This is a genomic window from Coprococcus sp. AM100_B19A (genome assembly GCF_027662015.1).
Lineage (GTDB): Bacteria > Bacillota > Clostridia > Lachnospirales > Lachnospiraceae > Allocoprococcus > Allocoprococcus comes.
Genome location: NZ_JAQDKN010000001.1, coordinates 364,924 through 391,920 on the forward strand (window position 1 = coordinate 364,924; position 26,997 = coordinate 391,920).

General features: G+C 42.2%; 32 protein-coding genes. 6 read left to right on the plus strand and 26 right to left on the minus strand.

Translation table 11 applies throughout. The features are described 5' to 3' along the window. The 5 genes from PGQ33_RS01810 to PGQ33_RS01830 form a co-directional block, all read right to left on the minus strand. Entirely contained in the window at positions 1-753 is a 753-nt protein-coding gene (locus PGQ33_RS01810) for a sigma-70 family RNA polymerase sigma factor (RefSeq protein WP_107000259.1), read from the minus strand. A 428-nt stretch (positions 754-1,181) separates the two neighbouring features. After that, entirely contained in the window at positions 1,182-1,529 is a 348-nt protein-coding gene (locus PGQ33_RS01815; RefSeq protein ID WP_181357162.1) for a helix-turn-helix domain-containing protein, read from the minus strand. A 519-nt stretch (positions 1,530-2,048) separates the two neighbouring features. Next, complete coding sequence (locus PGQ33_RS01820; protein ID WP_267895294.1) at positions 2,049-2,183, minus strand: hypothetical protein; 135 nt, start codon at positions 2,181-2,183, stop codon at positions 2,049-2,051. A 294-nt stretch (positions 2,184-2,477) separates the two neighbouring features. After that, positions 2,478-2,681: a hypothetical protein gene (locus PGQ33_RS01825; protein WP_055052881.1), complete on the minus strand. Its 204-nt coding sequence runs from the start codon at positions 2,679-2,681 to the stop codon at positions 2,478-2,480. Between the two features lie 5 nt (positions 2,682-2,686). Continuing rightward, on the minus strand, positions 2,687-3,586 hold the full coding sequence (locus PGQ33_RS01830) for a helix-turn-helix domain-containing protein (protein ID WP_107000261.1): 900 nt from the start codon (positions 3,584-3,586) through the stop codon (positions 2,687-2,689). A gap of 358 nt (positions 3,587-3,944) precedes the next feature. On the opposite strand from PGQ33_RS01830, the gene PGQ33_RS01835 reads away from it, so the two are divergent. The 6 genes from PGQ33_RS01835 (at position 3,945) to PGQ33_RS01860 (ending at position 7,770) form a co-directional block, all read left to right on the plus strand. Then, positions 3,945-4,439 (plus strand): helix-turn-helix domain-containing protein, encoded by a 495-nt coding sequence (locus PGQ33_RS01835; protein WP_107000262.1) that lies wholly within the window; start codon positions 3,945-3,947, stop codon positions 4,437-4,439. A 27-nt stretch (positions 4,440-4,466) separates the two neighbouring features. After that, positions 4,467-5,132: an ImmA/IrrE family metallo-endopeptidase gene (locus tag PGQ33_RS01840; protein ID WP_181357163.1), complete on the plus strand. Its 666-nt coding sequence runs from the start codon at positions 4,467-4,469 to the stop codon at positions 5,130-5,132. An 18-nt stretch (positions 5,133-5,150) separates the two neighbouring features. Further along, positions 5,151-5,423, plus strand: coding sequence for a hypothetical protein (locus PGQ33_RS01845; RefSeq protein ID WP_107000264.1), 273 nt, complete (start codon positions 5,151-5,153; stop codon positions 5,421-5,423). A gap of 44 nt (positions 5,424-5,467) precedes the next feature. Further along, positions 5,468-6,940 (plus strand): Y-family DNA polymerase, encoded by a 1,473-nt coding sequence (locus tag PGQ33_RS01850; protein ID WP_107000265.1) that lies wholly within the window; start codon positions 5,468-5,470, stop codon positions 6,938-6,940. A gap of 11 nt (positions 6,941-6,951) precedes the next feature. Beyond that, positions 6,952-7,404 carry a YolD-like family protein gene (locus tag PGQ33_RS01855; RefSeq protein ID WP_107000266.1) on the plus strand — a complete coding sequence of 151 codons (453 nt, stop codon included), beginning with the start codon at positions 6,952-6,954 and terminating at the stop codon, positions 7,402-7,404. Between the two features lie 174 nt (positions 7,405-7,578). Continuing rightward, positions 7,579-7,770 (plus strand): DUF6219 family protein, encoded by a 192-nt coding sequence (locus PGQ33_RS01860; protein ID WP_055247149.1) that lies wholly within the window; start codon positions 7,579-7,581, stop codon positions 7,768-7,770. A 66-nt stretch (positions 7,771-7,836) separates the two neighbouring features. Here PGQ33_RS01860 and PGQ33_RS01865 read toward each other — a convergent pair whose 3' ends face one another. The 21 genes from PGQ33_RS01865 to PGQ33_RS17120 form a co-directional block, all read right to left on the minus strand. Next, positions 7,837-8,160 (minus strand): hypothetical protein, encoded by a 324-nt coding sequence (locus tag PGQ33_RS01865; protein WP_181357164.1) that lies wholly within the window; start codon positions 8,158-8,160, stop codon positions 7,837-7,839. Positions 8,161-8,271: 111 nt separating this feature from the next. Then, positions 8,272-9,045: a hypothetical protein gene (locus PGQ33_RS01870; RefSeq protein WP_270205146.1), complete on the minus strand. Its 774-nt coding sequence runs from the start codon at positions 9,043-9,045 to the stop codon at positions 8,272-8,274. Further along, positions 9,046-9,429, minus strand: a complete 384-nt coding sequence (gene gloA2, locus PGQ33_RS01875) for an SMU1112c/YaeR family gloxylase I-like metalloprotein (protein ID WP_107000447.1) — start codon at positions 9,427-9,429, stop codon at positions 9,046-9,048. Between the two features lie 121 nt (positions 9,430-9,550). Then, complete coding sequence (locus tag PGQ33_RS01880; protein ID WP_107000448.1) at positions 9,551-9,877, minus strand: hypothetical protein; 327 nt, start codon at positions 9,875-9,877, stop codon at positions 9,551-9,553. Between the two features lie 45 nt (positions 9,878-9,922). Next, positions 9,923-10,228, minus strand: a complete 306-nt coding sequence (locus tag PGQ33_RS01885) for a hypothetical protein (protein WP_270205147.1) — start codon at positions 10,226-10,228, stop codon at positions 9,923-9,925. A gap of 144 nt (positions 10,229-10,372) precedes the next feature. Then, entirely contained in the window at positions 10,373-10,984 is a 612-nt protein-coding gene (locus PGQ33_RS01890) for a VanZ family protein (protein WP_107000269.1), read from the minus strand. Positions 10,985-10,990: 6 nt separating this feature from the next. Further along, positions 10,991-11,893 (minus strand): sugar phosphate nucleotidyltransferase, encoded by a 903-nt coding sequence (locus PGQ33_RS01895; RefSeq protein WP_107000270.1) that lies wholly within the window; start codon positions 11,891-11,893, stop codon positions 10,991-10,993. Positions 11,894-11,915: 22 nt separating this feature from the next. Further along, positions 11,916-13,784: a glutamine--fructose-6-phosphate transaminase (isomerizing) gene (gene glmS, locus PGQ33_RS01900; protein ID WP_107000271.1), complete on the minus strand. Its 1,869-nt coding sequence runs from the start codon at positions 13,782-13,784 to the stop codon at positions 11,916-11,918. An 89-nt stretch (positions 13,785-13,873) separates the two neighbouring features. Next, positions 13,874-15,259 (minus strand): phosphoglucosamine mutase, encoded by a 1,386-nt coding sequence (gene glmM / locus PGQ33_RS01905; protein ID WP_270205148.1) that lies wholly within the window; start codon positions 15,257-15,259, stop codon positions 13,874-13,876. Between the two features lies 1 nt (position 15,260). Further along, on the minus strand, positions 15,261-16,682 hold the full coding sequence (locus PGQ33_RS01910) for an oligosaccharide flippase family protein (protein ID WP_107000273.1): 1,422 nt from the start codon (positions 16,680-16,682) through the stop codon (positions 15,261-15,263). 179 nt (positions 16,683-16,861) lie between these two features. Continuing rightward, on the minus strand, positions 16,862-18,004 hold the full coding sequence (locus PGQ33_RS01915; protein ID WP_270205176.1) for a Coenzyme F420 hydrogenase/dehydrogenase, beta subunit C-terminal domain: 1,143 nt from the start codon (positions 18,002-18,004) through the stop codon (positions 16,862-16,864). Positions 18,005-18,078: 74 nt separating this feature from the next. Next, entirely contained in the window at positions 18,079-19,185 is a 1,107-nt protein-coding gene (locus tag PGQ33_RS01920) for a polysaccharide pyruvyl transferase family protein (RefSeq protein ID WP_233430179.1), read from the minus strand. 38 nt (positions 19,186-19,223) lie between these two features. Next, the gene (locus tag PGQ33_RS01925; protein ID WP_207655654.1) at positions 19,224-19,619 is read right to left on the minus strand and encodes a hypothetical protein; all 396 of its coding nucleotides are present in this window, start codon (positions 19,617-19,619) and stop codon (positions 19,224-19,226) included. Further along, positions 19,601-19,921 carry a hypothetical protein gene (locus PGQ33_RS01930; protein WP_207655655.1) on the minus strand — a complete coding sequence of 107 codons (321 nt, stop codon included), beginning with the start codon at positions 19,919-19,921 and terminating at the stop codon, positions 19,601-19,603. Before PGQ33_RS01930 ends, PGQ33_RS01925 begins: the two co-directional genes overlap by 19 nt. Then, entirely contained in the window at positions 19,911-21,233 is a 1,323-nt protein-coding gene (locus PGQ33_RS01935) for a hypothetical protein (protein ID WP_107000275.1), read from the minus strand. The genes PGQ33_RS01930 and PGQ33_RS01935 overlap by 11 nt, the downstream gene beginning before the upstream one ends. 3 nt (positions 21,234-21,236) lie before the next feature. Then, positions 21,237-22,277: a glycosyltransferase family 2 protein gene (locus PGQ33_RS01940; RefSeq protein WP_233430196.1), complete on the minus strand. Its 1,041-nt coding sequence runs from the start codon at positions 22,275-22,277 to the stop codon at positions 21,237-21,239. A 54-nt stretch (positions 22,278-22,331) separates the two neighbouring features. Beyond that, positions 22,332-23,543: a glycosyltransferase family 4 protein gene (locus PGQ33_RS01945; RefSeq protein WP_107000277.1), complete on the minus strand. Its 1,212-nt coding sequence runs from the start codon at positions 23,541-23,543 to the stop codon at positions 22,332-22,334. Further along, entirely contained in the window at positions 23,543-24,724 is a 1,182-nt protein-coding gene (locus tag PGQ33_RS01950; protein ID WP_107000278.1) for a radical SAM protein, read from the minus strand. Before PGQ33_RS01950 ends, PGQ33_RS01945 begins: the two co-directional genes overlap by 1 nt. Continuing rightward, positions 24,717-25,727 (minus strand): acyltransferase family protein, encoded by a 1,011-nt coding sequence (locus PGQ33_RS01955; protein WP_270205149.1) that lies wholly within the window; start codon positions 25,725-25,727, stop codon positions 24,717-24,719. Before PGQ33_RS01955 ends, PGQ33_RS01950 begins: the two co-directional genes overlap by 8 nt. An 88-nt stretch (positions 25,728-25,815) precedes the next feature. After that, positions 25,816-26,802 (minus strand): glycosyltransferase, encoded by a 987-nt coding sequence (locus PGQ33_RS01960; protein ID WP_270205150.1) that lies wholly within the window; start codon positions 26,800-26,802, stop codon positions 25,816-25,818. Next, positions 26,768-26,926 carry a glycosyltransferase family 2 protein gene (locus tag PGQ33_RS17120; RefSeq protein ID WP_442872442.1) on the minus strand — a complete coding sequence of 53 codons (159 nt, stop codon included), beginning with the start codon at positions 26,924-26,926 and terminating at the stop codon, positions 26,768-26,770. Before PGQ33_RS17120 ends, PGQ33_RS01960 begins: the two co-directional genes overlap by 35 nt. Positions 26,927-26,997 lie beyond the last annotated feature (71 nt).

Sequence of the window (26,997 nt, forward strand, 5' to 3'; positions counted from 1 at the left end):
TCAAAAACTTTTTCGGATTTTTTTGAGAGCACCCTGCATCGAATAATGAACAGCAGGCTTTGACATCCCCAACTCCTCTGCAATCTCCTGCAGCGTCATACCTTTATAGAAGTAAAGCTGAATCACCTCTGTCTGCCGCTCGGTCAGCTTACTCATGGCTGCATACAGCTTCCGCAGTTCCTCATCTGCCAATATTTCAGCGTTTTCTTTTTCCATGAAGTCGATCATGGCAGCATCCGTCCAGTCAGAACCATCGCAAACCAAAGCAAATTCTTCATAGTCACGGCTGATTTTGTTGCGATTATTTTCCAGGCGACGCTCACCCTCCATAACCAACCGCACAGACCACTCTGCTTCCTCAAACACCTCTGCTGGAACCACCTGATAGGTGCCATCTGTGAAATCATAGCGGTAATCCCCACAGCGATTCACATCCAGCACCGTATGAGCACCATCTGCCTCGTACACTGCATAGCCATTTTCATAGGCAGTAACGACTGCGCCATTCACCATTGCCCTTGCGACTGCAACCGGATGCATTGCCATAAGCTGCTTGTAACCTGGGATTTTCTTCTCCAATACCAGTTCCACACGCTCTTTCAGTTCATGCAGGGTAATGTGTACGTTCAAAGCCGTCTGGTCGACTGCCTGCGCCGCATTCTCCACAATCTGGTCAACCATTTTCGGCTGGCAGATCTCCATCACGCCTACGCCACCATTGATTGCTACTGCTCCAGTCATCATGTTCATCATTTTTCTGTCCTTTCCCCCGGACTTCTGGGAGGGAAAGATACCGAAGCAGGATGCAGATGAGGCACCAAACCATCTGGCAAGGCTGTGAAACACAAAAAGCCCGATTCCAGAGATAGGTAGAGTAATCCCATTCGCATACCTCCAGCACCAGCAAATAAATCGCTGTACTGTGAGGTTCTGCTATGGTATCCTTCGCCTGCTCTAGAATCGGGCTTACGATATTTTTATTTGTCCGAGAGAGTGCCGACAGATTCATACTCTGTGGTTCTGTGGGCTTGTCCCTTGAACTGACTATATGATAACAAAATGACGGTCTCTTGCAGATTTCAGACTTGACACACTTTGGGGTCAAATTTGATACATTTTTGAATTCACGACATTATGGGCATAAAAAAAGACCGCACAGCTTGATTTGTACTGTACGATCTTCAAATTGCCACTTTCCGCTCTTTAAGCAGATAGCAGTCGATGCTTTCTCTCACCATCTCCTGATGCATGGGGTTCAGCATATCGTATTTTTCCTGAATGGATGTGTCTGCACAAGGAGGCTCATCTTCTTCGTCCATCAGTGTATCCATCGACACACCGAGGGCTCTGGCAAACCGCTTCAGCATCACGCAATTTATCACACCACGTTCACCGTTTTCAATTCCGGAAATATTGGCGCGGTCAATGTCCACAGCATCGCTGAGGTCTTTTTGTGACCAGCCTTTCTGTTTACGATATTTTCTGATATTCTGACCAATAATATACTCATCACTGTGAATATCGACCACGCCTGACACCCCCTTTTCCAAAGCATAAACAGCAAAAAAGGCCGGGGCATCCCTGTGACTATGTACTCAGATGCTACTCAAAGTACACAGTCTCTGGAATGCTCCGACCCAATCCTTCTGAAAAAGGGTGTCGACAACAAGTCAGATTAAAATCTACGATTTCTTCCTGAGCAACCCCGTACTTCGGCCTCCTATGAAATTGTTTGCGCTGATTACGCTTCTAATTAAAATCAAAATCTTCATACTATGTATTTTCCTATCTATGTATTTGCTTTCGTTATTGGTATAGTTTCCTGCCACTTATGGGGGAAATCTCAGTTCAGTTATGTATACTAAGTGGCTTTCAGGTCAAACAGCAGGTATTTTCTACCAATTGCTGTAGTTCCGTTGAACGCTCTTATAGTATACACCCGACACCAATAATCGACAACCAAAAGTGTCCAAAAATCGACAGGTGGATATGTCGAATTTTAATAACTTTTTTGGTGCAAATGCACTAAAAATCAGACTTCTTTTTTATCACTCCTTAACAATTTTATCGCCTTTACGTTTATACCCCACGCCTTTTTCAAACAGTGCATTCACAACAGAAGAACCAACACCAATGGTCATTCTTTTTGAAATTCCTGACACGGAAATCCACCATGTAAGCAATCAGTGCCACTCCCACCAAGCTGGATTTCCACTACTAAGTAATAACCCAGTATTTCATATTTTTTAGACGTCTGCGTGATGTAAAGATGCTCACGGCATCGCTCTTGTAAACTCAGATAACAAAAAAGCCGAGGCAGACCCAAGACAACCTAAACTAAGGTCATCTAAAGTCTACCTCGGCTTACCACGCACACTATGCTTTCCAGCATATCCGGGCAGCACCTGCAGGCAGGTGTAAATTCAATCAGGCTGGCTCACACGTCCTGCGATGAGTCAAGCGGTTACCGGGAGCAGTCACATCCTGAGCTGTTCCTTTTTATCTTCAAAGGTCATGTATGGACCAGAATAACATTGCTCATTAAAATCATCCAGGTACTCATACCCCTGCAATTGCCCGTTCTTCACATAAGCAACAGCCTTACGACCATTTACAACCGCACGGGTTGCAAGGAGCACCCGCTTTCCTTGCGACGTATAAATTCCACATTTTGAAATCAATATCCTCATCTCCCATCTTGTACATTAAACACTGACTTCTCTGTTCCATCGATTCGCGGAATGCAAAATTCATCTTTCACACATCGGTTCACCGGGTCGATTAAAATAAAGGAAAAATAATCCCTTATTTTGCAGCCAGCATAATACTCTCTCGCCTGTTCAATCATAGCTACATGGTTTACTACTACTGAAACCTTAATGCCATGCTCACGAGGACTCTCCATATATGCCATCGCAAACAGCTGATTCATCTTGCCAATCGTACCCCTTCCGATTCCCGCTGTATAAGATTTACACTCAAACAGCCATGTATCAATGCCTTCTTCTAAAAGAGCATTTGTCCGAATTGCAAAATCAGCCCTGTACTGTTTGGTTCTTGGCCAGATCATATTTTCGTAGGAAACCAATTCTACAAAATAGCCGTTCATAAGGAACGCGTTCTGCAGCGTTTCCCTGTAAGTTTGCTCTAACATATATCCGGTAAGCGTCTTCGCTGCATTCCGTAAGAACATATTTGATGAATTGGGATCTGGCTCAATATTCTGCTCTTCTGCGATATCCGCCAATCCAAAAACAATCTGAGATGGAGATACAACGGCTCCTTCTGTTCCAGCAGGAACAAGTTTCACCATTCCGTTTGCCGCCAACAGTTTCTCCAGTGTGACCCCACTGTTCGGATCTGCAGCCTTTGATATCGCCACCAGCACCTCATCAGAACAAGCCGTTGTGTTCTTCATATTAATAATACGGGAAATCGTCGATGTGTTTACCCCGCACTCATTCGCAAAGTCATTCATCGACCGTTCTCCCTTTGCACTCAGAACCAACTGACTCAGCACTTCTAGGTCGGCCTTTCCCGTCCGAATGTAATCAGGAAAAAGATTCGTTATCTTCTTTCTTCCCATCGGTGTCACACCTCCTCTGTTTATATAGTAGCACTTTATTGCATACTTGTCAATATTACGCAATGATTTTATCTTATTGCTTTTGTTGCGTTACCAAACTCGTAGTTACGTTTTAGTAAGTCCATGTTACATCCACAGTTACATCCCATACCATAATAAAAAGGAACAGAAGTTCATTTCCCTCTTGACTTCTACAACTTCTTATTGTATCATAGGAACAGAAGTTCACGAACTGTTGTTCTTAGTATATAGGAACAGTTGTTCCTTGTCAAGTAGGCTTTACAAAAAATTGCTGCTTCTCACCGGCAACTTTCCCTTCCGGCAAAAAGCAGCAAAATATCCCACATGGAGGCATGACATGAAAAAAGATACGAACTTACTAGACACTCAGGATGTCCGGGCTGAAGCAGCCACTGCACTTACACCGAATGCGACCAATGGCGAGAAGATCAAAGCTCTGCGATCCGCACAAGGTATGAGCATGGCCGAGCTCTCCAGACGAGCATCTATGTCTGATCGTGCCATCCGCTATATCGAAGCCGGCGAGCGCGAACCAAGCGTGGACGCAATCCAGAAGATTGCCGCTGCTCTTGGTGTCACGACCGACTACTTTATGGATGATGCCACCTTCCAGAAGGAACTCAGCGATGACCAATTCTACGCTGACGTCCGTAAGAAGTATGGCTCCCGCGGTGTAGCTCAGGCAAAGAAAATAAAAGAACAGACCTCTGCCCTTTTTGCAGGCGGCGAGCTGTCCGAAGAAGATCAGGCTAATTTCATTAAGGAAATGGAAGCTCTCTTCCTTGATGCAAAAGAAGAGGCAAAAAAGTTTACTCCTAAAAAATATCTGTAATCGACTTACAGAGGAAAGGAGTCGCTGTTGGACAACTTTGCTATTACTGCCGCCGACGCTGTAAGCCGCCGATATAAGAGCAATGACCCGGAAGCTATCATTGCCCAGCGCGCCATTAAAATTAAAGACATCCGGTTCTGCGAAGAGCTCCTTGGATTTTATACAGTACTTCTAAATTGCGAATACATCGGCATCAATCCAAACTGCTCAAAGCAACAACGCAGATCCGCACTGGCTCACGAACTTGGGCATTCCATTTTCGACCGGAAACATGCGGCATCCGGTCAAGCTTTCCAGGATACATATTTTTATAGTCTCAGCAACGCAAAAGCAGAGCGCAGGGCAAATACGTTTGCTGCTGAACTGCTATTGTCAGATGATGATGTACTGAAACCAATCGGCTTCTATGAATTCAACGCCGACAGGCTTCAAATGGAGGCTTCTCTGCCAACCCACTGCTCTAGCACATACCGTGCCTTGAAATACCACGAGCTGCTGCAGGACTTTCAATACACGCATACAGGATTCGCCACCATTGAGGAGATTGCACAGATGGCTGGAATCGAAAAAAACTTTGTTGATTTTAAACTGAACATTCTTACCGCAAAAGGCTACCAGCTTCCTGCTGTGCCAGAGCTTCAGAGCAATTTTCTGAAGGATTCCATGAAGAATTGCTCTAAATGTTACGATTAAACATGGAGGTGACTGCTTATGACAAAAGAACGAGTCTATGTAAAGGTATCCTCCGACTTTGATTCTACAGGCTATATGCAGCCGACATCAATCACATGGTCGGATGGACGTACCTTCCCAATCGAAACAGTGCGTGACTTCCGCCCTGCTGGGACTGCCGATAACGGTTACTCTGGTGACTGCTTTACTGTACTCATCCAGGGGCAGGAGAAGCACCTATTCTTTGAACACCTCGACTCACGCTTCAACGGACGATTAGGCCGATGGTTTGTCGAGAGAACCGGACATTAAAAGCATTATTATGAGAACACAGTCAGAAAGGAGGAAATTGCACGATGCAACGCACATATCTTGCGATAGATCTTAAAAGCTATTACGCGAGTGCGGAATGCGCCGCTCGCCACCTCGACCCGCTTACCACAAATCTGGTCGTGGCAGATTCCTCCCGCACTGAGAAAACTATCTGTCTCTCTGTGTCTCCTTCCCTGAAAGCCTATGGCATTCCGGGTCGCGCCAGACTGTTCGAGGTCGTGCAGAAGGTCAAAGAGGTCAATACGAATCGGTTAAGGGAAGTGGTACGATTAAGAAAAGCTGTGTATAAGGACGGTAAACCATCCTTTTCCTCGGCCTCCTATGATTCCTTATCCCTTGCCACCGACCCATCACTCGAACTCTCTTACCTCGTTGCACCACCCCGGATGGCATACTATGAAAAGGTGTCGCGACAGATTTTTGGCATCTATCTGAAATACATTGCCCCGGAGGACATCGTGGTATATTCCATCGACGAGGTGTTCATCGATGCCACCTCGTACTTATCCCACTACAACATGACAGCACACGACCTTGCCATGACAATGATCCGGGAAGTGCTGTATACAACTGGCATTACAGCCACCGCCGGGATTGGTACGAATCTGTATCTGGCGAAGCTGGCAATGGACATCACCGCCAAACATGCTGCACCGGACAAGGACGGTGTTCGCATCGCTGAGCTGGATGAAGAGAGTTTCCGTTATCTCCTCTGGGATCACAAACCACTCACAGACTTCTGGATGACTGGCCCCGGCACCGTCAAGCGACTAGAAAAACACGGCATCCATACGATGGGCGAACTGGCCTATTTCAGCACCGTCAATCAGGATATCTTATATAAGGAATTCGGCGTTGATGCTGAACTGCTGATTGATCATGCTTGGGGTCTGGAACCCTGCGGCATGAAAGAAATCAAAGCCTACAAACCCAGCACTAATAGTATCTCCGAAGGACAGGTTCTCTCCTGCCCTTACCCATATGACAAAGCCAGAATCATTGTCATGGAGATGGCTGACAGCTTAGTATTGCAATTAACAGATAAAGGACTGGTTACGGATAGCCTGACGTTGGATGTGGGCTATGACCGGGAAAACTGTGACAGCGGAAAATATCACGGTCCGGTACACATCGATCACTACGGCCGCACCGTTCCGAAGGGTGCACATGGCAGTACGAAACTGGATAATCCAACCAACCTCGGAAGCATCCTGATCTCTGCCACAACTGAGTTATTCGAGAGAATAGCCGATAAAACACTGACCGTAAGACGGATCACAATAGCCGCCAACCGTGTGGTCAAAGACGAGGGCTTCTTCCAAGTTGACCTATTCACAGACACGACCAAGCTGGAAAAAGAGAAGAAGCTGCAGAATGCGATGCTAGGACTCAAGAAGAAGTTCGGCAAGAACGCCGTTCTGAAAGGAACCAACTATCTGGATGGTGCAACGATGAGGGAAAGAAATCAGCAGATAGGCGGCCACAAGGCTAAGTAAGGAGGGAGAACATGGACTACAAGAACACGCCGGAAGGCAAAGCCGTCCAAAGTAAGTATGGCAAAATACTCCATGCTTCCCGTCCGGAGCCACCGCACGATCATCCCCGGATGCCGATGTCAAATCGCGCTAAAATCTTCTCTCCTTTTGCCGCCTTACGAGGCTATGAGGATGAGATTGCATCTGAAGGCAGGGATCACCTGAAAGGAAATAGAATCGAACTGTCTGAAGAAGGTAAGGAAGCTCTGAGCCAAAAGATCGGCCAACTTCGGAAGGAACAAAAGGTCACAATTAAATATTTCACGGATGGCTACTATGAAGATATAGACGGGGTACTGGATGCTGTGGATGCGATAAGCAAAGAACTGCGAATTTACACAGGATTTATAAACGATACCGGCAAAGAGCTGCCGACCATTATTGCATTTGAAGATATATTAGAGATTGGGGTGAATATGACTTGAATTACTACTTTTGCGATGCCTGCCGCTACTGCTTCTCTGCCGAGAAGCTGCCAGATCGATGCCCTGACTGCGGAGCACAAACCTATAAAGAGAAGTCAGCGGTGCGCTTAGCGAGTAACAATGAAATAGAGGAATTGCTTAAAATACGGAAAGAAGATAAGGAGGACATACAAAATGAAAGCACATAAATATTGGTCACTCGGAGCACTTGCCTGCATGGCAGGATGCTTCTACACAGGCTGCAAGAAGCTGATGCAGGCTCACAAGTATTTCGCTTGCGGTTCTCTGGTCTGCATGGGTATGGCAATCTACTCCGGCCACAAAATTGCACCGAAGAAGAAAAAAGCTGAAAAGCCTGAAAAATAAGAACACACGCCCTCGCCGTAACAAGCGAGGGCTTTTTTTGAACTCCAGGAGTTCACTTTATTTCCGTCACAAACTATACGCTTCCACCATCAGCCGCATCCCGACTTTCAGACCTTCCTCAAAGGCGGTCTTCTCCCATGCACAGCACACCGTCCCCTGCCGGTCCATGATTTTTTCCCAGAGCGGAATTTTATCTCCGATATAATCATCTACCAACCTATCCATACCATCTAGCCCACGCAGCCACTCTTCCAGTTCCTTTTCCTTGGTCTTTGCTGCCTTCCCGGCAACTGTGTTTTTCTCTACTGGGTTTTTCTCTGTATAATGCTCGTAGATCAGATCCAGCAGATTTTCTACAGGCGGATAATACTCCGGCTCTGTTTTCTTCAAATACTCCTCCAGCATTTCCTTCAATTTTTCTATAATGCTACCATCCTTCCCAACTGAGATTCACATCCTCAGTTACGGCACATATTACCGTAGACTTTTGCACATAGCAACCTATTTTTTGCGGTCTTTCGGATGGCCCATCTTCTCCTTTATCTCGTCCGGCACATCAATCAGCCCAAACCGGTAGAACATTCCGTATATGTAAGTCACGCCCCGGATATCGCCCAGAGCTTTCGGGCGGTCTACCACTTCTCCTTTAATATTCTTCAGCGCCAGCAGCACTGAACTCCACGCTAGACTTTTGCTCTTCTCTCGGCGGTCGATCCACAGCTCTTTTGTGTACTCGCCATTCTTGCCTTTTTTAATTTCGTAAGTGAATGGCAACCCAGAGTAGGTTTTGAATTTCACACCAGCATAGGCCAGAACCACGCTCCAGAAGTTTTCTTCTGTCGAATCAGCCTTCCACCACTTCATCGCTCTGTATCTCCGCTGCCGCTCTGCTCCTACACTGATTTTCTCTTTTGATGCAGTACTTGGGAAGTACACACCTTTCTGATAAGGCAGGTACGAAGTGACGGAGGCTTTGGAGAGGTCAAGGGCTGCTACGGTTGATAGCAATGCGGTTTTATAGTCTTGTGTTTCTCGATACTCCTCGAAAGTATCCTGTACCTTCTCCGCCACATCTGATTCATACACACCGGCTGTGATGAGCAGCTTCCGTACCTTTATTGGATTTAATCCCAGTTCTTCACCGACGGCCTGCAAGGACATCTCAGAATCATAAAGTGCCACAGCAGCATCCAGCTGCTCTTTCAGGTTCTTCCCGGCATCGTACTCTGGCTTCAACTTCTTCCGGCCACCGCCTGGTTTTCTTGTTTTCTTCATTTACTCATGCAGCTCCAGCGGCTGTCCATCCGGGTCGTGGAAGAAAGTCATCTTCTTGCCGGTGTAATCATCCACGCGGATTGGCTCACATTCAATGCCTACCTCCGCCAGTTCATTCACTGTCTGCTCTACGCTGTCTACACAAAATGCAAGGTGACGCAGGCCACAGGCCTCCGGACGGTTCACACGCTTTGGAGGATTTTCCTCAGCGAAAATTTCAAGTTCCGTAAGTTCATTGACACGAAGATCCAACTTCCAATCCCTGCGCTCCGAGCGATAATTCTCTCTGATAACAGAGAAGCCCAACTTGTTCACATAGAAATCCTTCGCGACTTCGTAGTCAGATACGATGATCGCGATGTGGTGTATTTTAGATAAGTTCATTTTTTTCATGCTCCATTTCTTTTATTTTTGTTCTTCTTTTATTTTCGTTATAAACTATACGGAAGCCTGCAAAAACACCGTGTGAACTTCTGGAGTTCAGTTTGTCCACACGGCAATGGTTTTATTTCAGTTTTTCGAGGATCTCGTCCGCGCTCATGCCACTTGCCAGCAACTTCTTCAGCACAGCCTCTGCCTCGGTCTTCTTTGCTTCTTCAGCGGCCTTAGCATCTGCCTTTGCCTTCTTCGCTTCCAAGGATGCCACTTCTTTTTCGGCCTTCTTCAGAGCAGACTTCTTCTCTTTCAGTGTGTTCTTCTGCTCTTCAATCGCTTTCTGGATGGATACGATCTCAGTATTCAGATATGCAATAGTCTCCTGCTTCTCTGCTATCTGGGATGCGTAGTCATTGATTGTCTTCGGTTTGTTCTTGCTGCCTTTCGTTCTGGGCATATTCATTCAGCCTTTCTTTTACATACACTCATTTCCCATTGATCTTTAAATGTACTGCTCGACAATAGAACTGATCTCATCAATATAATTTCTTACCTCATCGGCTGCATTATTCTCGTCCGGATATTCAAAAATAGTCTCATATTTATTGAGGAACTCATCGAACTGGTATGGACCGCTCTCACGATGATTAGCATGAATATAAGAAACAACCAAAACTGCTGCCTGAATTGGATGACCTTCAAAATAATCTGCATCAGCCATACCAGAGACGCCACCTCGATCACAGCCATAAAGCCTTCTAACCTGATGTTCCAACTCAATTGCGTCATTGTGATTAATTCTAAACATTTTATTGTCCCCCAATCTAATTTTCTTTTCTCACATCTTCGCCGATCATAGATCGTTGCCTGCTGCTCACCACGGAGAGGTGTGTGATTATTACGAGCAGCGTAGGGAGCTACCGCTCCCAGTATATCACAATTTCATCCCGTTTTACAGACGCTTTCTTGCCTTCATCGCCACACAGTACAATAACCCGCCTAGCACTCCGCCGACTGTGTTGTAGAAGATGTCAGATAGCTGAAACGTCCCGAGCCGCAGGAGTAACTGCAGCATCTCTATTATCAAAGAAAAGCCAAACGCTATCTTCCCGCTTTGCCACAGTATCTTCTTCCAGCCGTTTCCTATCTTTTCTTCGAACGTCCACATCGCTACAGCTGAAAACGGTACCATCATGATCACGTTCTCGATGCACTCGGTGGTCAGCTTCTGTTCGCCATTCACAGTCTCCCAGATGCCCCAGCCACCCATGACATCGGATAAAGGATTCATCCAAAGATTGCGGTTTAACAGGGTTCGGAACAGAATAAGTGAAGTCACAAAGGCCAGGAAGAACAGTTTCCGAAAGAACACACTCTCCTTGAACTTCTGATACCATGTCACTATGGCATTCTTCCATCCTTTGCCAGCATGTATTGGCTCATACGCATACAGGTAGAAAAACATAGCTAGGAAAGAAAGAAGGAGTGAGAATCCAAACGGCTCATACATCGCAGTCAGGATGTTTGTGAGTATCTTTCCGAGTAAATCAATCGTTTCATTCATCGTCGTTTACAGATCACTGAACAGGTCAGCCTTGTACACGCCATCCGCCAGCATCTTCTTGAAACTGTCCTTTACTGCTGCAACGTCCTCATGGTAGGTCATGCCATACCAGGTGTCGTTGGTCTTCAGAACCTTTACAGACATCTTTCCATGCTCCAGCAATTCACCGATGAAGATAGGAATCAGATACTCTGCTTTCAGAGGATTGCCCGGGACTTCTTTCTCAAAGAACTCTTTGAAACCTTCCTCCAGAACATCCAGAAAATCAGGAGTTAATCCCCACATATTCATAGAAACCGGAGAATTCACATCAATCACTTTTCCTTCTGTTTCTGCTCCGGTTGCGGTCTTCACAATATTTTTTGTCTCTACAACTTCGGTCAGATTGTTCTGCTCATCCATTTTGCAGATACCGCGAGTTACGCCGCCGTTATCGGACAGAGTGTTCTTCAGCACAAAGCCTGCCATGCAGGACTTTCCGCCGTTCACCAGATACTCATGAACAGCCTTGAAGCCTTCCTTGCCATAGTAATCGTCTGCGTTAATGACGATGAACGGAGTTTTAATTACGTCCTTTGCTGCAAGCACAGCCTGACCGGTTCCCCAAGGTTTTGTACGACCTTCCGGCAGCGTACCAGGAATATCGTTAATATCCTGGAAAGCATAGTCAACAGTTACATTATGAGAAGAGCAAATGGAGGCAATGCGATCACCGATAACCTCTTTAAACTCCTTCTCGATATCCTTACGGATGATAAATACTACATGGTTGAAGCCTGCTTCAATCGCATCATGGATTGAGTAGTCCATGATGATATGACCAGCATCATCCACCGGCTCCAACTGTTTAATTCCCGTTCCGAAACGGCTACCGATACCGGCTGCCATAATAAGTAATGTTGTGTTCATAATTTTTTCCTCTTGCTATCTTTTATTCCACAGTCACACTCTTAGCTAGATTTCTCGGCTTATCCACATCCAGACCCTTGGCTACAGATACATAATAGCCCAGCAGCTGCAACGGAATCACAGCCAAACTGCCCACAAAGTGCTCGTCCACTTTCGGCACATATACCGTGAAGTTTACCTGATCTTCGATTTCATACTTGCCATATGTAGTCAGACCCATCAAATAAGCACCACGGCTCTTGCACTCTAACATATTGCTAATAGTCTTTTCATAGAGTTCGCTCTGGGTCAGTACGCCAATGACCAGTGTTCCCTGCTCAATCAGACTAATCGTTCCGTGCTTCAGTTCACCTGCAGCGTATGCTTCGGAGTGGATGTAGCTGATTTCTTTCAGCTTCAGACTCCCCTCCAAGCAGACAGCATAGTCAATGCCACGACCCACAAAGAACACATCGTGTGCATTCGCATACTTTGCTGCAAACCACTGAATGCGCTCTTTGTCTTCCAGAATCTTCTGCATCTTTTCCGGAATGGTCAGCAACTCGGAAATATAATAGCTGTACTGTTCCTCGGTGATTTTTTCTCTGACCTTGGCAAACTGAACTGCCAGGCAATACATTGCCGCCAGCTGTGCGCTGTATGCTTTTGTTGTAGCAACGGAGATTTCCGGACCGGCAAGGGTGTAGAACACCTTGTCTGCTTCACGGGCAATGCTGCTACCGACCACATTGACAACCGCCAGTGTCGTGATGCCCTTTTCTTTTGCAAGACGGAGCGCAGCCAGCGTATCTGCGGTTTCACCGGACTGGCTGACAACAATCACAAGTGCTTTCTGATTGACCGGCATCTTTCGATAACGGAATTCCGATGCCAATTCCACGCGCACCGGGATATCTGCCATATCTTCCAGCACATACTGAGCAGCCATGCCCACATGCCATGCGGAACCACAGGCTACGATGTAAATTTGCTCAAAGTTCTTAATTTCGTCCTCTGTGAGTTCCACGCTGGACAGGTCGACCTTGCCGTCCTTGATGACAGAGTTCAGCGTATCCTGCACAGCCTTCGGCTGTTCATGGATTTCTTTCATCATGAAATGCTCGAAGCCTGCCTTCTCTGCTGCTTCTGCATCCCACTTAATTTCCGTGGTCTGCTTCTCGATTTCGTCACCGTTCAGGTCATAGAAATGAGCCTCACCCGGAGTCAGCTTTGCAAACTCAAGGTTACCAATGTAATAAACATTCCGGGTATACTTCAGAATGGCAGGAACATCCGATGCCACATAGGTTTCGCCATCTGCAATACCGATGATCATCGGACTGTCCTTACGCGCCACCCAGATCTCACCTGGATAATCCCGGAACATCAACTCAAGGGCATAGGAGCCACGAACGCGCACCATCGTTTTGGCAATGGCATCAATAGGACCCAAATTATACTTTTTATAATAGTAGTCCACCAGCTTAATGACCACTTCGGTATCCGTCTGACTATAGAATGTATAGCCATGTTTCAGCAACTTTTCTTTCAGTTCAGTATAGTTCTCAATAATGCCGTTATGCACGCCAACGACCTCAGACTCCACTGTACCTGAACCAGAACGGGTGCAGTTGCCTGAGACATGCGGATGTGCATTGGTCTGGCTCGGCTCACCATGCGTTGCCCAGCGGGTATGACCAATACCACAGGTTCCTTTCAGTGCTCTACCACCATCTGTTTTCTCAATCAGATTAGACAAACGGCCTTTTGCCTTAACGACCTGCGCCAGATTTTCACCATCACGAACAGCCAGTCCGGCCGAGTCATATCCTCTATATTCCAGCTTTGACAGACCATCTAGCAGGATCAGTGCTGCTTGTCGATTTCCTGTAAAACCAACGATTCCACACATAGATTTATCCCTCCCAGTGTTTTTTCTTATACTTACCCTCTATTACAGAAAATGACTCCGGATTCAATCTCCAAGAGTCATCATCGACTTTACGCCTTGTAGCCCTTTTCACAAATCACATGGACTACTTCGTCCACATACTTCTGGCATATATCGTGGTCAGGTGCTTCCACCATGACACGCACCACCGGCTCGGTACCGGATTCACGCACCAAAATACGACCCGTGTCACCCAATGCTTCTGCCACTCGGCTTACAGCTTCCTGCACAGCCGGGTCGTTCTGTGCTGCCTTCTTATCTGTCACGCGGACATTTTCCAGCACCTGCGGATAGATCTTCAGCGGTGCAGCCAGCTCACTCATCGGCTTCTTCTTAGCCAGCATGACTTCCATCATCTTCAGGCTCGTCAGAATACCATCGCCGGTACTGGCGTACTTGCTGAAAATGATATGACCACTCTGCTCACCGCCAATGCGGCAACCGTTCTTTGCCATATATTCGTAGACGTACTTGTCACCAACAGCAGTCTTTGCATAACCAATGCCCTGCTCATCAAATGCCTTGTACAGACCAAAGTTGGACATAACGGTCGTGACAACGGTATTGTTCAGCAGTTTGCCACGCTCTTTCATGTAGCAGCCGTAGATATACAAAATGTGGTCGCCAGTGATGACATTGCCCTTTTCGTCCACGCACAGGCAACGGTCAGCGTCACCGTCATAGGCAAAACCAACATCCAGACCCTTTTCCACCACAAACTTCTGCAAGCCCTCAATATGGGTGGAGCCTGCATTGTTATTGATGTTCAGGCCGTTAGGCTGGTTATTGATCACATCGGTGTCTGCACCCAGTGCATCAAAGACGGATTTTGCAATGTTCCAGGAACTACCATTGGCACAGTCCAGACCGACTTTGACACCCTTGAAGGAATAGATGCCCAGAGAGATCAGATAACCCATGTAACGATTGCGACCTGCAACATAGTCCACAGTGCAACCGATATGCTCACGATGCGCAAACGGCAGTTCCGGCCAGTCCTTGTCAAATACATGGAGCTTGCCATCGATGTAGTCCTCTACCAGCAGCAGGGTTTCCTCCGGCATTTTCTCGCCATAGCAGTCGATCAGCTTGATGCCGTTGTCGTAATACGGATTGTGGCTGGCAGAAATCATGATGCCACAATCAAAGTCATCCACACGAGCGATATAGGCCACGGACGGGGTGGTGGTGACATGAAGCAGATAAGCGTCTGCGCCAGAAGCCGTCAGACCAGCCACCAGACTATATTCAAACATATAGGAGCTGCAGCGCGTATCCTTACCAATAACGATACGGGCGGGTTCGTTATCTCCATTACGCTCGCGAAGAGCATTATAATACCAGCCGAGAAAACGACCTACTTTGTAAGCGTGGTCGGCTGTTAAAGTAATTCCAGCTTCACCGCGGAAGCCATCTGTTCCAAAGTATTTACCCATTCTAGTGTTCCTTTTTATTTTTCAGTCGACATATTTTTGTTACAGCAAAAAACAATTGTTTAATATCATTTACATATATAAGTATCATTACACAAAATTCGAGAATCAATAACAGTTGTCCAACTGGATTATTGATAAACATAGTTATTGCCTGAACAAGAAGTAATGTCCCTGCAAATATATGACGCTTTTGCCAAATATATAATTTTAAGTACTTTTTTGTATCTCGGATTCTATAATAGAAGACAATAAAGTAGCTAGCCGCGGTAGCAAGGGCGGCTCCCATTGCTCCCATTTGAGGTATAAGAGCAAAATTCAATATAATATTGACCATTGCGCCTGCCGTACCAGACACCAAATAACCCATGCTGTCTTTATGCACTGTATAAGCTGTTGCAACAAATGTTCCCAATGTTGAAAAAATGAATCCAATAATTAGTACCGGCGTATATTTCCAAGCAATATAATACTCTGCTCCAACGTAATACCTTAGAAAAAACTTCATAACCATCATCAAACCGGCAGCACAGATGCAAACGATTACGACCAATCTATTATAAATATCATTGTTGTATTTTTCTTCGTCTGAACTTCCCTCTTCTCTTATCGCCGAATATGACCAAGCCTGATTAAAAACCTGCGTAACAGATGACAATAGGGTTGGAATCTTATATGCTACAGCATAAATACCATTAGCAGCCACCCCGACCATAGCCGTAACCATCAATCGATCAGATGAGTTCATAATCCACCACATAAAAGAGTTTGGAACTAAAACAATTGCATACTTTACCATTTGCACAAGAAGTTTTGAATCAAAAGAGAAATGTTTCATAGCGTTGAAAACATTTCCTGCCACCATCGCATACATTGCGGTCACAAAATTTGCAATAATATAGGCTAACAGGTATCCTTTAATTCCTTTATTAAATTGCACTAAGAATAAAATGTTAAACAAGGCAACGCAAAAAGTTTGAATAATATTTCCTATTGAGTATCTCAGCAATAATTCTTTGCCGCGCAAATAGCAAAGAAACATCTGACTAAATGCAAGCGATACAGCATACATGTACACATATACCGCATACTCATTCAGAGATTTAATTTTAGCAGTTACTGGGAAGATTATTCCGCCAGCAAAAATCGCCAAGAAAAGCGAACATATTCCAACGCTTATTATTTTATTTAAGTCTGCATTTTCGTCCAACGAAAATCGCATTACGGCTTCGCATATATTCAATGTCAACAATGGGACTAATACCATTCCTATTGTTGAGATCATATCAACAGTTCCATATTCACTCGTTGTAAGAATATTGGTGTATAAGGGGACAAGGAAGAAACTAATAAATTTTGTCCCAAAACTCCCTAATGCAAATATTGCTGTATTTTTTAGTAAATATTTTTTTCTCGATGTGCTCATTTATTTTTCCCGTTATTCCTTCGTTATATTCGCTTTACCATTCCTTAAGGAGCCACAAAATGCATCCATCTACGACAATTTTAATTATATGTACAATCCAAGAATTTATAGATAAAATCCATCAAATTATAACCCCAAACACTTTCTTCATTTCTTTCATTTGAAGCTAATCTTATATTCTATTTTATATGTCCCCCCCCCCGAATGATTTTGAATTTTATCAGACTTTCTTTTAATTTTTGTTTATAATATACTTTAGGCGCACTCTTCGAAATAGCTTTATAAAATCCCTTGCTCAAATTCGCAAAAAACATCTCTCGGGTCTCTGGTGCAATGGAAGGATGTCTTAATTGATGGTTAGCCTCTAGTGCCTTTTCAATATCAACTTCCTCTAATTTAATTCCGGAGTTCTGAATCAAGGTTACCCCTTTGGTTGTCTGACATAAAACCAAAGAAATACCTTTTTCTTGCTCCCTATCGATTTGATTGCTTCCCCAAGAATCTCCAAGAGTAACATCGGATACTCTCCCCCATGTTGCATACCGACAAGAGTAACAATTTTCTGTGTAATCTAAAGATGTAAGAAATGCATGAGTATACATATCCTGAACACCTGCCGGCACTATCGTTTTATATTCACCATCCTCATCTCGTGAAGACAATCCAAAATTTGTTTTATTTCTGAATCGAATCTCTTTCAGTTGCAAGATGTCAATGCCTTTTTCATATAATGCAAATTTCAAGATTTTTGGTGACGGTGATCCATGACAGATCAAATCAACTGTATAAAGGTTCTCTCTTATATTATCTGGCATTGCCAGCATATAGTTTTTTACCGCTGCCACTTGACAAGGCAAACCAATAAATAGAACGCTATTTCCATTCTTGAGTTTCTCGATAACTTTATCATAAATACCAACTGGATTACTTTTCACATATTTTGAACCTACAAAATGAACCAATTCCTCTTTTTTATTCGTTATGTCAAAAACAAATTCTCCATTACTAAACAGGCAGGCTGCCACATAGCCACCATCATTGACAAAATATTCCATCATAGCAGAAGCTGCACCTCCCGATGATGCTTTGCTTCTAATATTATCTGGCGCCCAACCTTCTTTCCAATAAATAGGTTCATTCAGGTTCACTTTGTGATTATTAGGGCATACTCGTTCGCATGCTCCACAACTAACACATTTGCTTTCATCAATAACTGCATTATATGCCGACACATTATCCTGAATTGATATGGCCTCTTTTTTACATTTTCCTACGCAAGCCATGCAACCTGTGCATAAATCCTGTTTACATACAGTTCTCATCACCCAACCAACTCCCGCTTTTCTAACTATATTTTAATTTATATTGTAAAAATCTATATTGCTGTTTATTTACCTTATATATTTTTGTTCAAATACTGTAAGGTCCTTTGTGTTTCTTCTTCAACAATTGAATCAAAGTTTTCCTTATTTTTCAAAAGGCCATATTTTTCTTCCAGTTCTAAAAGATTACTCATCAAATGATCTTTCATTCCTATTTTTCTAATCAAATCTAGCAGTTTATTTTTATTGCTAGCCCTTGCTAACACTGCAAATTTATCTGCATATTTTGAAGCAAAAATTGTGCCATGAAATGTATCCGTAATTACAAAATCCGACTCTTTAAAAATCTTTAGACACTGAAATGGTGAACATACAATATAATCTTTAATCCAGAATTGCGGTGCACCAATTGCAATCGGTGTCAACTCATGCCTTTTACAAAAAACTTTAATTGCATCAATCTCTTCTGCCGTGTGAATTCGGTTATAATAGGAATAAACCACACAATAATGCTTTGGCATTTTAGGCAAATTCGCCTGTTCCACCTCACAGTTAAAATTATATATCAGCACAGGATCTAAATTATCGTCAATCAACTTATTTGTTAGTTTTTCAACAAATTTGTGCGTATTCTCATCTCTCACCGAAATAGCTGCAACATTTTCAAATGTTTTTCTGATTTTTTTAGCAACCATTGCTGGAAGTTCCTCATATTTTGTGGAGCCACAGGATGCTGCGTAGGTAATCACTTTGTTTGCCTCTGGAACATTACCAAATAACTGTGAAGTAAATCCCCATTCGCCAGAATTCAAGCAATTAAAAACCTCATCACTACCAATAACGCACATATCATATTTCGAGCTTTTTCTATCAATAAAGAGTTCTTTTTGACGAAATTTCTCAAAGATATTTTCCTGGTCAATGCTCTTCTTTTTTATTCTTAGACGGTTCAGTGTGTATCTATCCGTTTTCTTTATTTTTCCAATCAAGCCTGTCGTTTCTTTTTCTTTATCATACTTCTGTTTATAATCACCCAACAATTTATAGTCATCTTCTCTTTTTTCAATATCTATAAATTCCACCTGATGACCGAGTCTTTCAATTGTTGTCTTCAGCGCATACGATTGAAGTAAGGACCCCATATTACCAACCCGTTGCATCGACAAAATACATACTTTCACTTTTTTGTTCCTCCTTCGTTCCTACACGCTTTTATATTCTAAACATTCTTCAAGAAGTCTTTCATATTCAAGAACTTCTTTTGATTTTTTCTGAGTTTTTCTTTGGAATACTCGTAATTTCCTCCGAGTCTCATCATGTTATCCCAGCACTCAGGAAGCTCATCATTTCCATCTGTGAAGAGCCAAAAAAACTCATGTAATGCATGTTCATCTGGTTCTTTTCCATAGTGCTCCCGATATAGCATTACGAGTTCCTTTGCCTCATCAACTTGAGCCGCTTTTCTCTTCTCATGGTATTCCTCAAGACTCATTATAACTTTACAGGGATTACCAGCTGCAACACAATTATCTGGGATATCTTTATTAACTAACGAATTGGCTCCGATAATTACATTGTTTCCAATATGCACGCCCTTTAAGATTGTTGTCTGCATACCGATAAAAACATTGTCTCCGATTTTGACCCCCCCCCCGATGATCCAAGAATGTCACCATAGACACCTTTCAAAACGGACCAATCAAATCCATGCGTCAAAATCGTTACTCCCTCTGTTATTTTTACATTCTTTCCAATATCAATCAACCAAGGACGTGTGGTATCAATTTGTGTTTTTGTCGGAACATAAATTGTTGATTCATCTCCTATCTTCATACCCAAACTGCGGAGATATTTAATATACGTTTCTGTGGATGCCTTATGGCCATAGATCAGCTTTCTAATTATTCTATTTATCATAACAGTTGTTCTCCTCCATAAATATATCAACTATTGCCGGAACTGAAAAAATAAAAAAAGCCATATAGCCCGCATCCATATTTAAAGCACTATTATAAACCGAATTGATAATACATAATATTGCTGTAATTCCAGCCACCTGCACTACACATCTAAGTTGTTGTGAAATATCATTACTATATCTATTTGCAATTCTTTTATTTATTTTTCTGGAATAAGTAAATATTCTCAGAAAGAACAATTCATAAAGCATAAGTCCAACAGTTCCAGTTTCAATAAAGATTATTGCATCCGTAAACCATTGATAATGCAGTGCTTGATTCAGAAGATAAAACCGACTATTAAAGAACGAAAACGCAGCTGAATAGCTTGCGTTTCCAAGACCTATACCAAATAACGTTCCCAACGGATTCCCATTTAGAAACCTTTCATAAAGTTGTGAAACTGCATTCATTCGACTTAAATCTCCGGAGTTTGTATATCCGCGATCTCCCATATATTTTGTAATCGCATCAGAAGTAAAAAACTCCAATCCAGACGATTCAAAATAATGCCCAAGCATTGAAATTCCTACGGCTATTCCGCAAACTCCAAGCATAATAATTATTATTTTTCTAAAGCTAAATTTAGCATTAAGCATACCAATCAAGATTATAACTGGAAGTTCGAAAAGATAAACTTTCAATTCTGCTATTGCCATCAAAAAAAAGCAACTCATGATGGAAATCATAGTCTGCATAAGGCCTATCTTTTTTTCCAAATATTCTGTTACATAAATTGCAGAAATTACAATCATGAACAGATTTAAATAACCATTACATCCTGTTTGTGTTCCAAATATTCCTCCGATATTATCTCCTGAGTATCCCAATCCTAACTCTACAAGACAAATAAAGAAATTAATTATATAGATTTTTTTTAATTTGGGAATAATTTCTAGCACATCTGATATATCTAATAGCGCAATGCATGATATAAAATATGCATAATATCTAAAAACATTTCTAAAGCCCCATATATAGAGTATTGGCGAACCCTCTACTGCAATCAGTCCTATAACCGTAGAACAAAAAAAAGACAGTATTATCCACAATCCAACTCTACTGTTCCCGTATTTAATCATTTTCCCATTAACAATGACATAAACAATGAGAATAATATTAAACAAATCGAGCACATATGCCACATACCCAGGAACTCCAACAAGATCTCTAAGTACGCCATAAAACATCAACCAATACAGTTGAAACCAGACCAATGATTTTATGTTTTTATGAAAATATAATGAATTGCCTCTTTTTTCAATTATCATATATTATATCCTCATCCCGACCATAGAATAACTCATGTAATATATCTTATACTTTACTGCCAGCCAAAACAGCCTCTTTTTTAGGGTCATCTTTTTCATATCCACATTTTTGATTACCCTATGAAGATGTTCATCTTTTACTATATCCATAAACATATCTTTTTTTTGTTTAGCCATCAAATCAGATTGAAGAACCATTTTAAGTGCCGCCATAGTATTATCCATATATGGTTTTGATAAACGAAGTTTTATTTCCTCGGAATATCCTAGATTTTCGCATTCATTAATTGCTCGATCGTAAAAATCCTTGATTCTCTCATAGCGGTCCACTCTTAATGTATGCGTTAGAGACCCCATATTTGTACAATAGTAATAAAAAGGCTCGGCTAGAAACGCAACACTTTTTACACTATTGTATAACTGAAGTAATGAGTATACATCTTCAGAGATAATATCTCTTTCTGACACTAACCGCCAGTTTGCTCCATTGATCAGTCGCATTGAAAACAAACCGCCACACACGCTCATCCAAAATTCATCCCCTGCATTTGGATCAGTTGCTATCATATTAGGTAGAACATAATTTTGTATTTCCTCATTTTTATAAAATGTCTTATACGGCTTTGGTATGCATTCCTTTACCTTTTTCCCATTAGAGTCGACTACGTTATATCCGTACATTACTATATCTGCATTATACTGTTCCGCACATTTATATGTTTTCTCTACCATATCTGTAGCAATATAATCGTCACTATCAACAAAACAAATATACTCTCCGGTTGCACAATCAATGCCTGTATTTCTTGCGTATCCCAAACCAGCATTCTTTTTATGCACTACCTTAATCCTGTTATCTCGATTTTTCCAAGACTCACAAATTTGAGGGCAATTATCTGGCGACTCATCATCCACTAATATTATTTCTAAATTTTTATATGTTTGACCAACAACACTTTCAATGCATCTATTCAGGTACTTTTCAACATTATAAATCGGTATCACTACCGTAACCGTTTTACTCATGCCATCCTTTTTATCCATTTGCTTCAAGCCAAAACTCCTTATCTCTACGGTTCCTTACATACAGGATCATTATTAATTACAATTTAGTCTTTTGTATATTTTTTCATATTGATCACATTTTCTTTTCCATGTATAGTCTTTTACTTTTTTTCTAGCATTTTGTCCACGCTTTTCTACTTCTTTTGGATTCACAATACAAGCAACCATTGCGTTTTTCAAACCAGCTATGTATGATTTTCGATTTTCACCGCTATATAACCAGCCAGTATTTTCATCTACAAGTATTGCTCCTCCAAACTTATTAATTGTAATTATAGGCATCCCTTGCGACATAGCTTCGATCAACACCGTTCCAGTTGTTTCTCTAATACTTGGCATGATTAGTACATCTGACATTTCATATTCCCTTTGCATTTCAGAGTATTCAACTGCCCCCATGAACTGTACATGTGCAGACAACAAGGAGTTTGATTCACAACGATGTTTTAAATGTGAAAGTTCCGGGCCAGTTCCTACTATTTTCACTATGTATTTCCACTCGTCTGGAATTTCCATTATTGCATCAAAGAGTAATTCCAGTCCTTTTCGATACACCATTCTTCCTGCAAACAAGAAAACGAGTTCATTATTTATATCATTTGGTACAATTCTTTCCTCAATTGATATTTCATCCGCAGCAATTTCTGTAACCAAAGGAACATTTTCATCTAATCCCAAAAAATCGCGTGTCTCTCGATTCGCAAACATAATATAGTCGCAGCGATTTAGTTTGCCCGTAATTCTCAGCTTAAAACGATACCAACGATTTATCCCTGAACGAACAACTTCAATGATTTCATGTCCCTTTGCGTAATCTTTTAACCCATTAGGCAAAGACTCGCCTCCGCCAAGTGGCCCGCAAATAAATTTGATATTTGCTATCTTTCCATAGTCGCCAATTGCACGGAACTCAATTGGCGTAATCTGATGAATAACGTCAATTTTTTGATCTGCACAGATTTTCTTTGCAAGAGGAAGTACCCGTCTATTCCACACATTAAGTCTTCCAGAATACATGAATCCCTTGAAGATTTTCTTATAAAAATTCGGGATATCAACATAATAAAACTTTATATTTTGAAGTGGGTGTCTCTGCAAATATTTTTCGACTGGTTCACGCTGCTCTTCCTTTGTAATTACATAAACAGTATTCGTTTTTGAAATTTCATAAGGAACACACCAACCTATTTTATCTTCACTTCCGGCAAAAGGATTACATGAATAAGCTATATATAGGATATTCATTACTTATTCTCCATCTGCTGTGCGATATCAGCATCCACGATTTCCTCACCAGTCTTATGCTTCAGCTGTTCCTTAGATGCTTCACTCAGACCGTTGTTGATCACACAGTTCATATCGCAAGTGCTACACTTATCAAGATCCTCTTTGGTAACTTTGCCATCACGGTAGTCACGGCAAATCTTCAACTCATACATGCTGTACGGATGCTTGGTGAAGAGAGCCTTAAACTTGTGAACCAGAACCCATGTAGCAGGCTTCCAAATGTACTTGTGCATAGCAGGACTTACACTACCGATCATCCAGCAGTCACGGTCACAGCAACGAACTTTTGCACGAACCTTCTCTGCTTCCGGGCTGTTCCACAGCTCGTCCCAAGTCTGATTGTTCAGGTTGCCCATGACCTCTTTATCCTTGGTACCATTGCAAGGCATAACATCACCATACGGGTCGATGAAGAAAGTATCGAAGCTCATGTCACAGGGCAGCAGACGCTTCTGGCCATAGATGTAATTGATCAGGCCGTGGTTAAAGTAGGCACGGAACCACTTCTTCGGGCTGTTGCTACGGAGCAGTTCGTTGACCAGATTCTCGAAGTTCTTTGCAACCATCGGACGGTCATGAATGATGTTCTTCGCCTCAACGAAATAGAAGCTGTTGTGCAGGGAAGCGGTTGCGAACTCCATACCCATCTCGTTAGAGATTTTGTACAGAGAAACCAGATCCGGAGCATTCTTGTCCTGAACAGTCATGCCGAAACCAACGTCTTTCATTCCCATCTCACGCAGCTTCTTCAGCGTACCGTAACCACGCTGGTAGCCGTTCTGCAGGCCACGGATTTCGTTGTTGGTCTGCTCCAGACCCTCGATGGAAATACGGATACCGATCTGCGGGAACTCCTTGCACAGATCAACGATACGATCTGTGAAGAAACCGTTGGTAGAGATAACGATACGATCAGACTTCTTGTACAGTTCGCGCACGATATCCTTCAGGTCAGTACGGATGAACGGCTCACCGCCGGTAATGTTGGTAAAGTACATCTTCGGCAGCTTCTTGATGGTTTCGATGCTGATTTCTTCTTCCGGCTTGGAAGGTGCTTTATAACGGTTGCACATGGAGCAACGAGCGTTGCAGCGGTAAGTAACGATAACCGTACCATTTAACTTCTTTTCTTCAGACATGATTAACTCTCCTATTAACAATCAAAGTTTCAATTTTATTTAAGAACCACTTGGCACATACCGAGAACACAACTGCGCCGCAAATAACTGCGCCCGCTGTGAAGATATATGCAAGTAAGCCATTACCAAACAGATGGACAAGGTGCAATTTTTCAAGCACACGATAAATTACCATGTGGCACAGATAGATCTCGAAGCATATGCCACCGAGGAATTTTGCGACTGGATTGACCAGTACCCCCCCCCACTTACATCCGAGGGTATAAAGCAATGCTGCCACACAAAAAAACAGCATCGTAAAAGTGGAGCTGCCTAACACGAAATACGCAACTGTGGCTGCCAGCAGAATCGCACCGGTGATTACCTTATGTTTCTGTGCAAATTCAGCAAGTTCTTTCCGGTAAAGGTAGATCAAGCCACCTGCGATAAAGTAGATTGCATCGTAGACAATATTTGTTCTGTCGGCATTGAAGTAGCTACCACACAGAAAATTGAACACCAATGCGACTATCGCCACTCCCCACGCTCTCTTCTTATTTCCAAGTAGGAAGCAGAAAAACGGGAACAGCATATAGAACACAAAAATAACCGCCAGTGTCCAACTCACACCAATGACCGTAATATTCGCATTTGGCAGAAGTCCCTGACATAAAGTCAAATTAGCGAATACTTCAGACAACGATTCTTTGCTCGGTGAAATTACAAAGTCCAACGCACAAAGCAGTGCAAAGTACGGCCAGATTTTTATGTATCGCTTCTTGTAGAAATCTTCCATGCTGATCTTGCGGTCTATGATTTTCTGGTAATAGCCGCAGCACATACCAAAACCGCTGACCATCATAAAAAGAAAAACGAGGTTCGTGAAAGATGGTATAAGCCGTTCAAACGCAAATCCTCCAAGTTCATATTTTCCATTTGAAAGGACGTGCATCAAAGCAATGCCAATGATGGCATACGCTTTCAATCCATCGATTCCCTCATATCGATCCGCTTTTATAGCCATCGATTCTCTCCTCCTTTACCGATCTTACTGATACACCTTCAACATTTTCTCCCAATGTTCATCACGACTGATGACACAAATATATAATTTATAATCGAAATTGAACTCCAAAAAGTTTACCAAGATTCACCGCATATATCATCAATACATGTAAGTCATATTTCAAAGCAAAAAGCGGAATATCTACTTTTTTTCGCCCCGTAAACGGTAAAACTTTTATAGACTCTTTTACAATCGAATTCCGGATATACTTTTTCGTCTCTCTCCTTGCAGAAAAAGGCATCTTAATTATCAATTCAAAGCAAGACATAACATTTGATCCTGCATAGTCCTTAATAGAAAAATCAAAGCCTCTTTTATTTAAATCATTCACAATGTTACTACGTGCTTCGAGCAATGCCGTTTTATTTTCCACCAGTTCCGCATCTCGTTTTTTCATAAAAGCACCGGATGGACGAATCGTATAGCAATAAAATCCCTTATTCAATGTTCTAATTTTTTGTGCTCGAGAAAAGCACATTGCATTGAACATACTATCTTCATTTAATCGAATTGAAGGATTAAAACGGATTTGGTTTTTATTCAAAAAATCTCTACGATACACATTTCGCCAAACAGCTCCCCATTCAAGCCTTTTCGATATCGCCTCTGTTGACTTCGCCCATTTCAAAATGTCCTCAACTGAATATCCAAGATATTTTGGAAGAACAGTTCTAACCGTTTCTTCGACCGAATTGGAAATATAATTCTTTTGCGGAAAAATTTCTCCTTCTTTAACTATATTTCCATTTTTATCTTCTACAATTTGATAAAATCCCAAAATGGCAACATCTACGTTTATCGATGTCATAAAGGTCTTTATCGTGGAAAAATAATTTTCTTTCACAGTATCATCTGGATCAATAAATATAATGTAATCACTGGTTGCATTTTCAATCCCTGTGTTTCTTGCTGCTGAAACACCACAATTACACGTGTGAATTATTTTAATCCGTGCATCTTTGTACTCAAATTCTATATTGTGATCACAATTGCTCTTATCAAAATATTGGCTTAACCCCCCCCCCGATATCATCAGAAGAACCATCGTTCACCAATACAATTTCAATATCATTACAATCATTTTTAAAAATACTATCTAAGCATTTCGGCAAATATTTCATCACATTGTAGCATGGCAAAACCAAACTTAAACTCATTTTTTACCTCGTAAATATTTCTCATTTTGAGAATCAAGTGCATTATAATGCAATCCTTTAATATGTGAAAA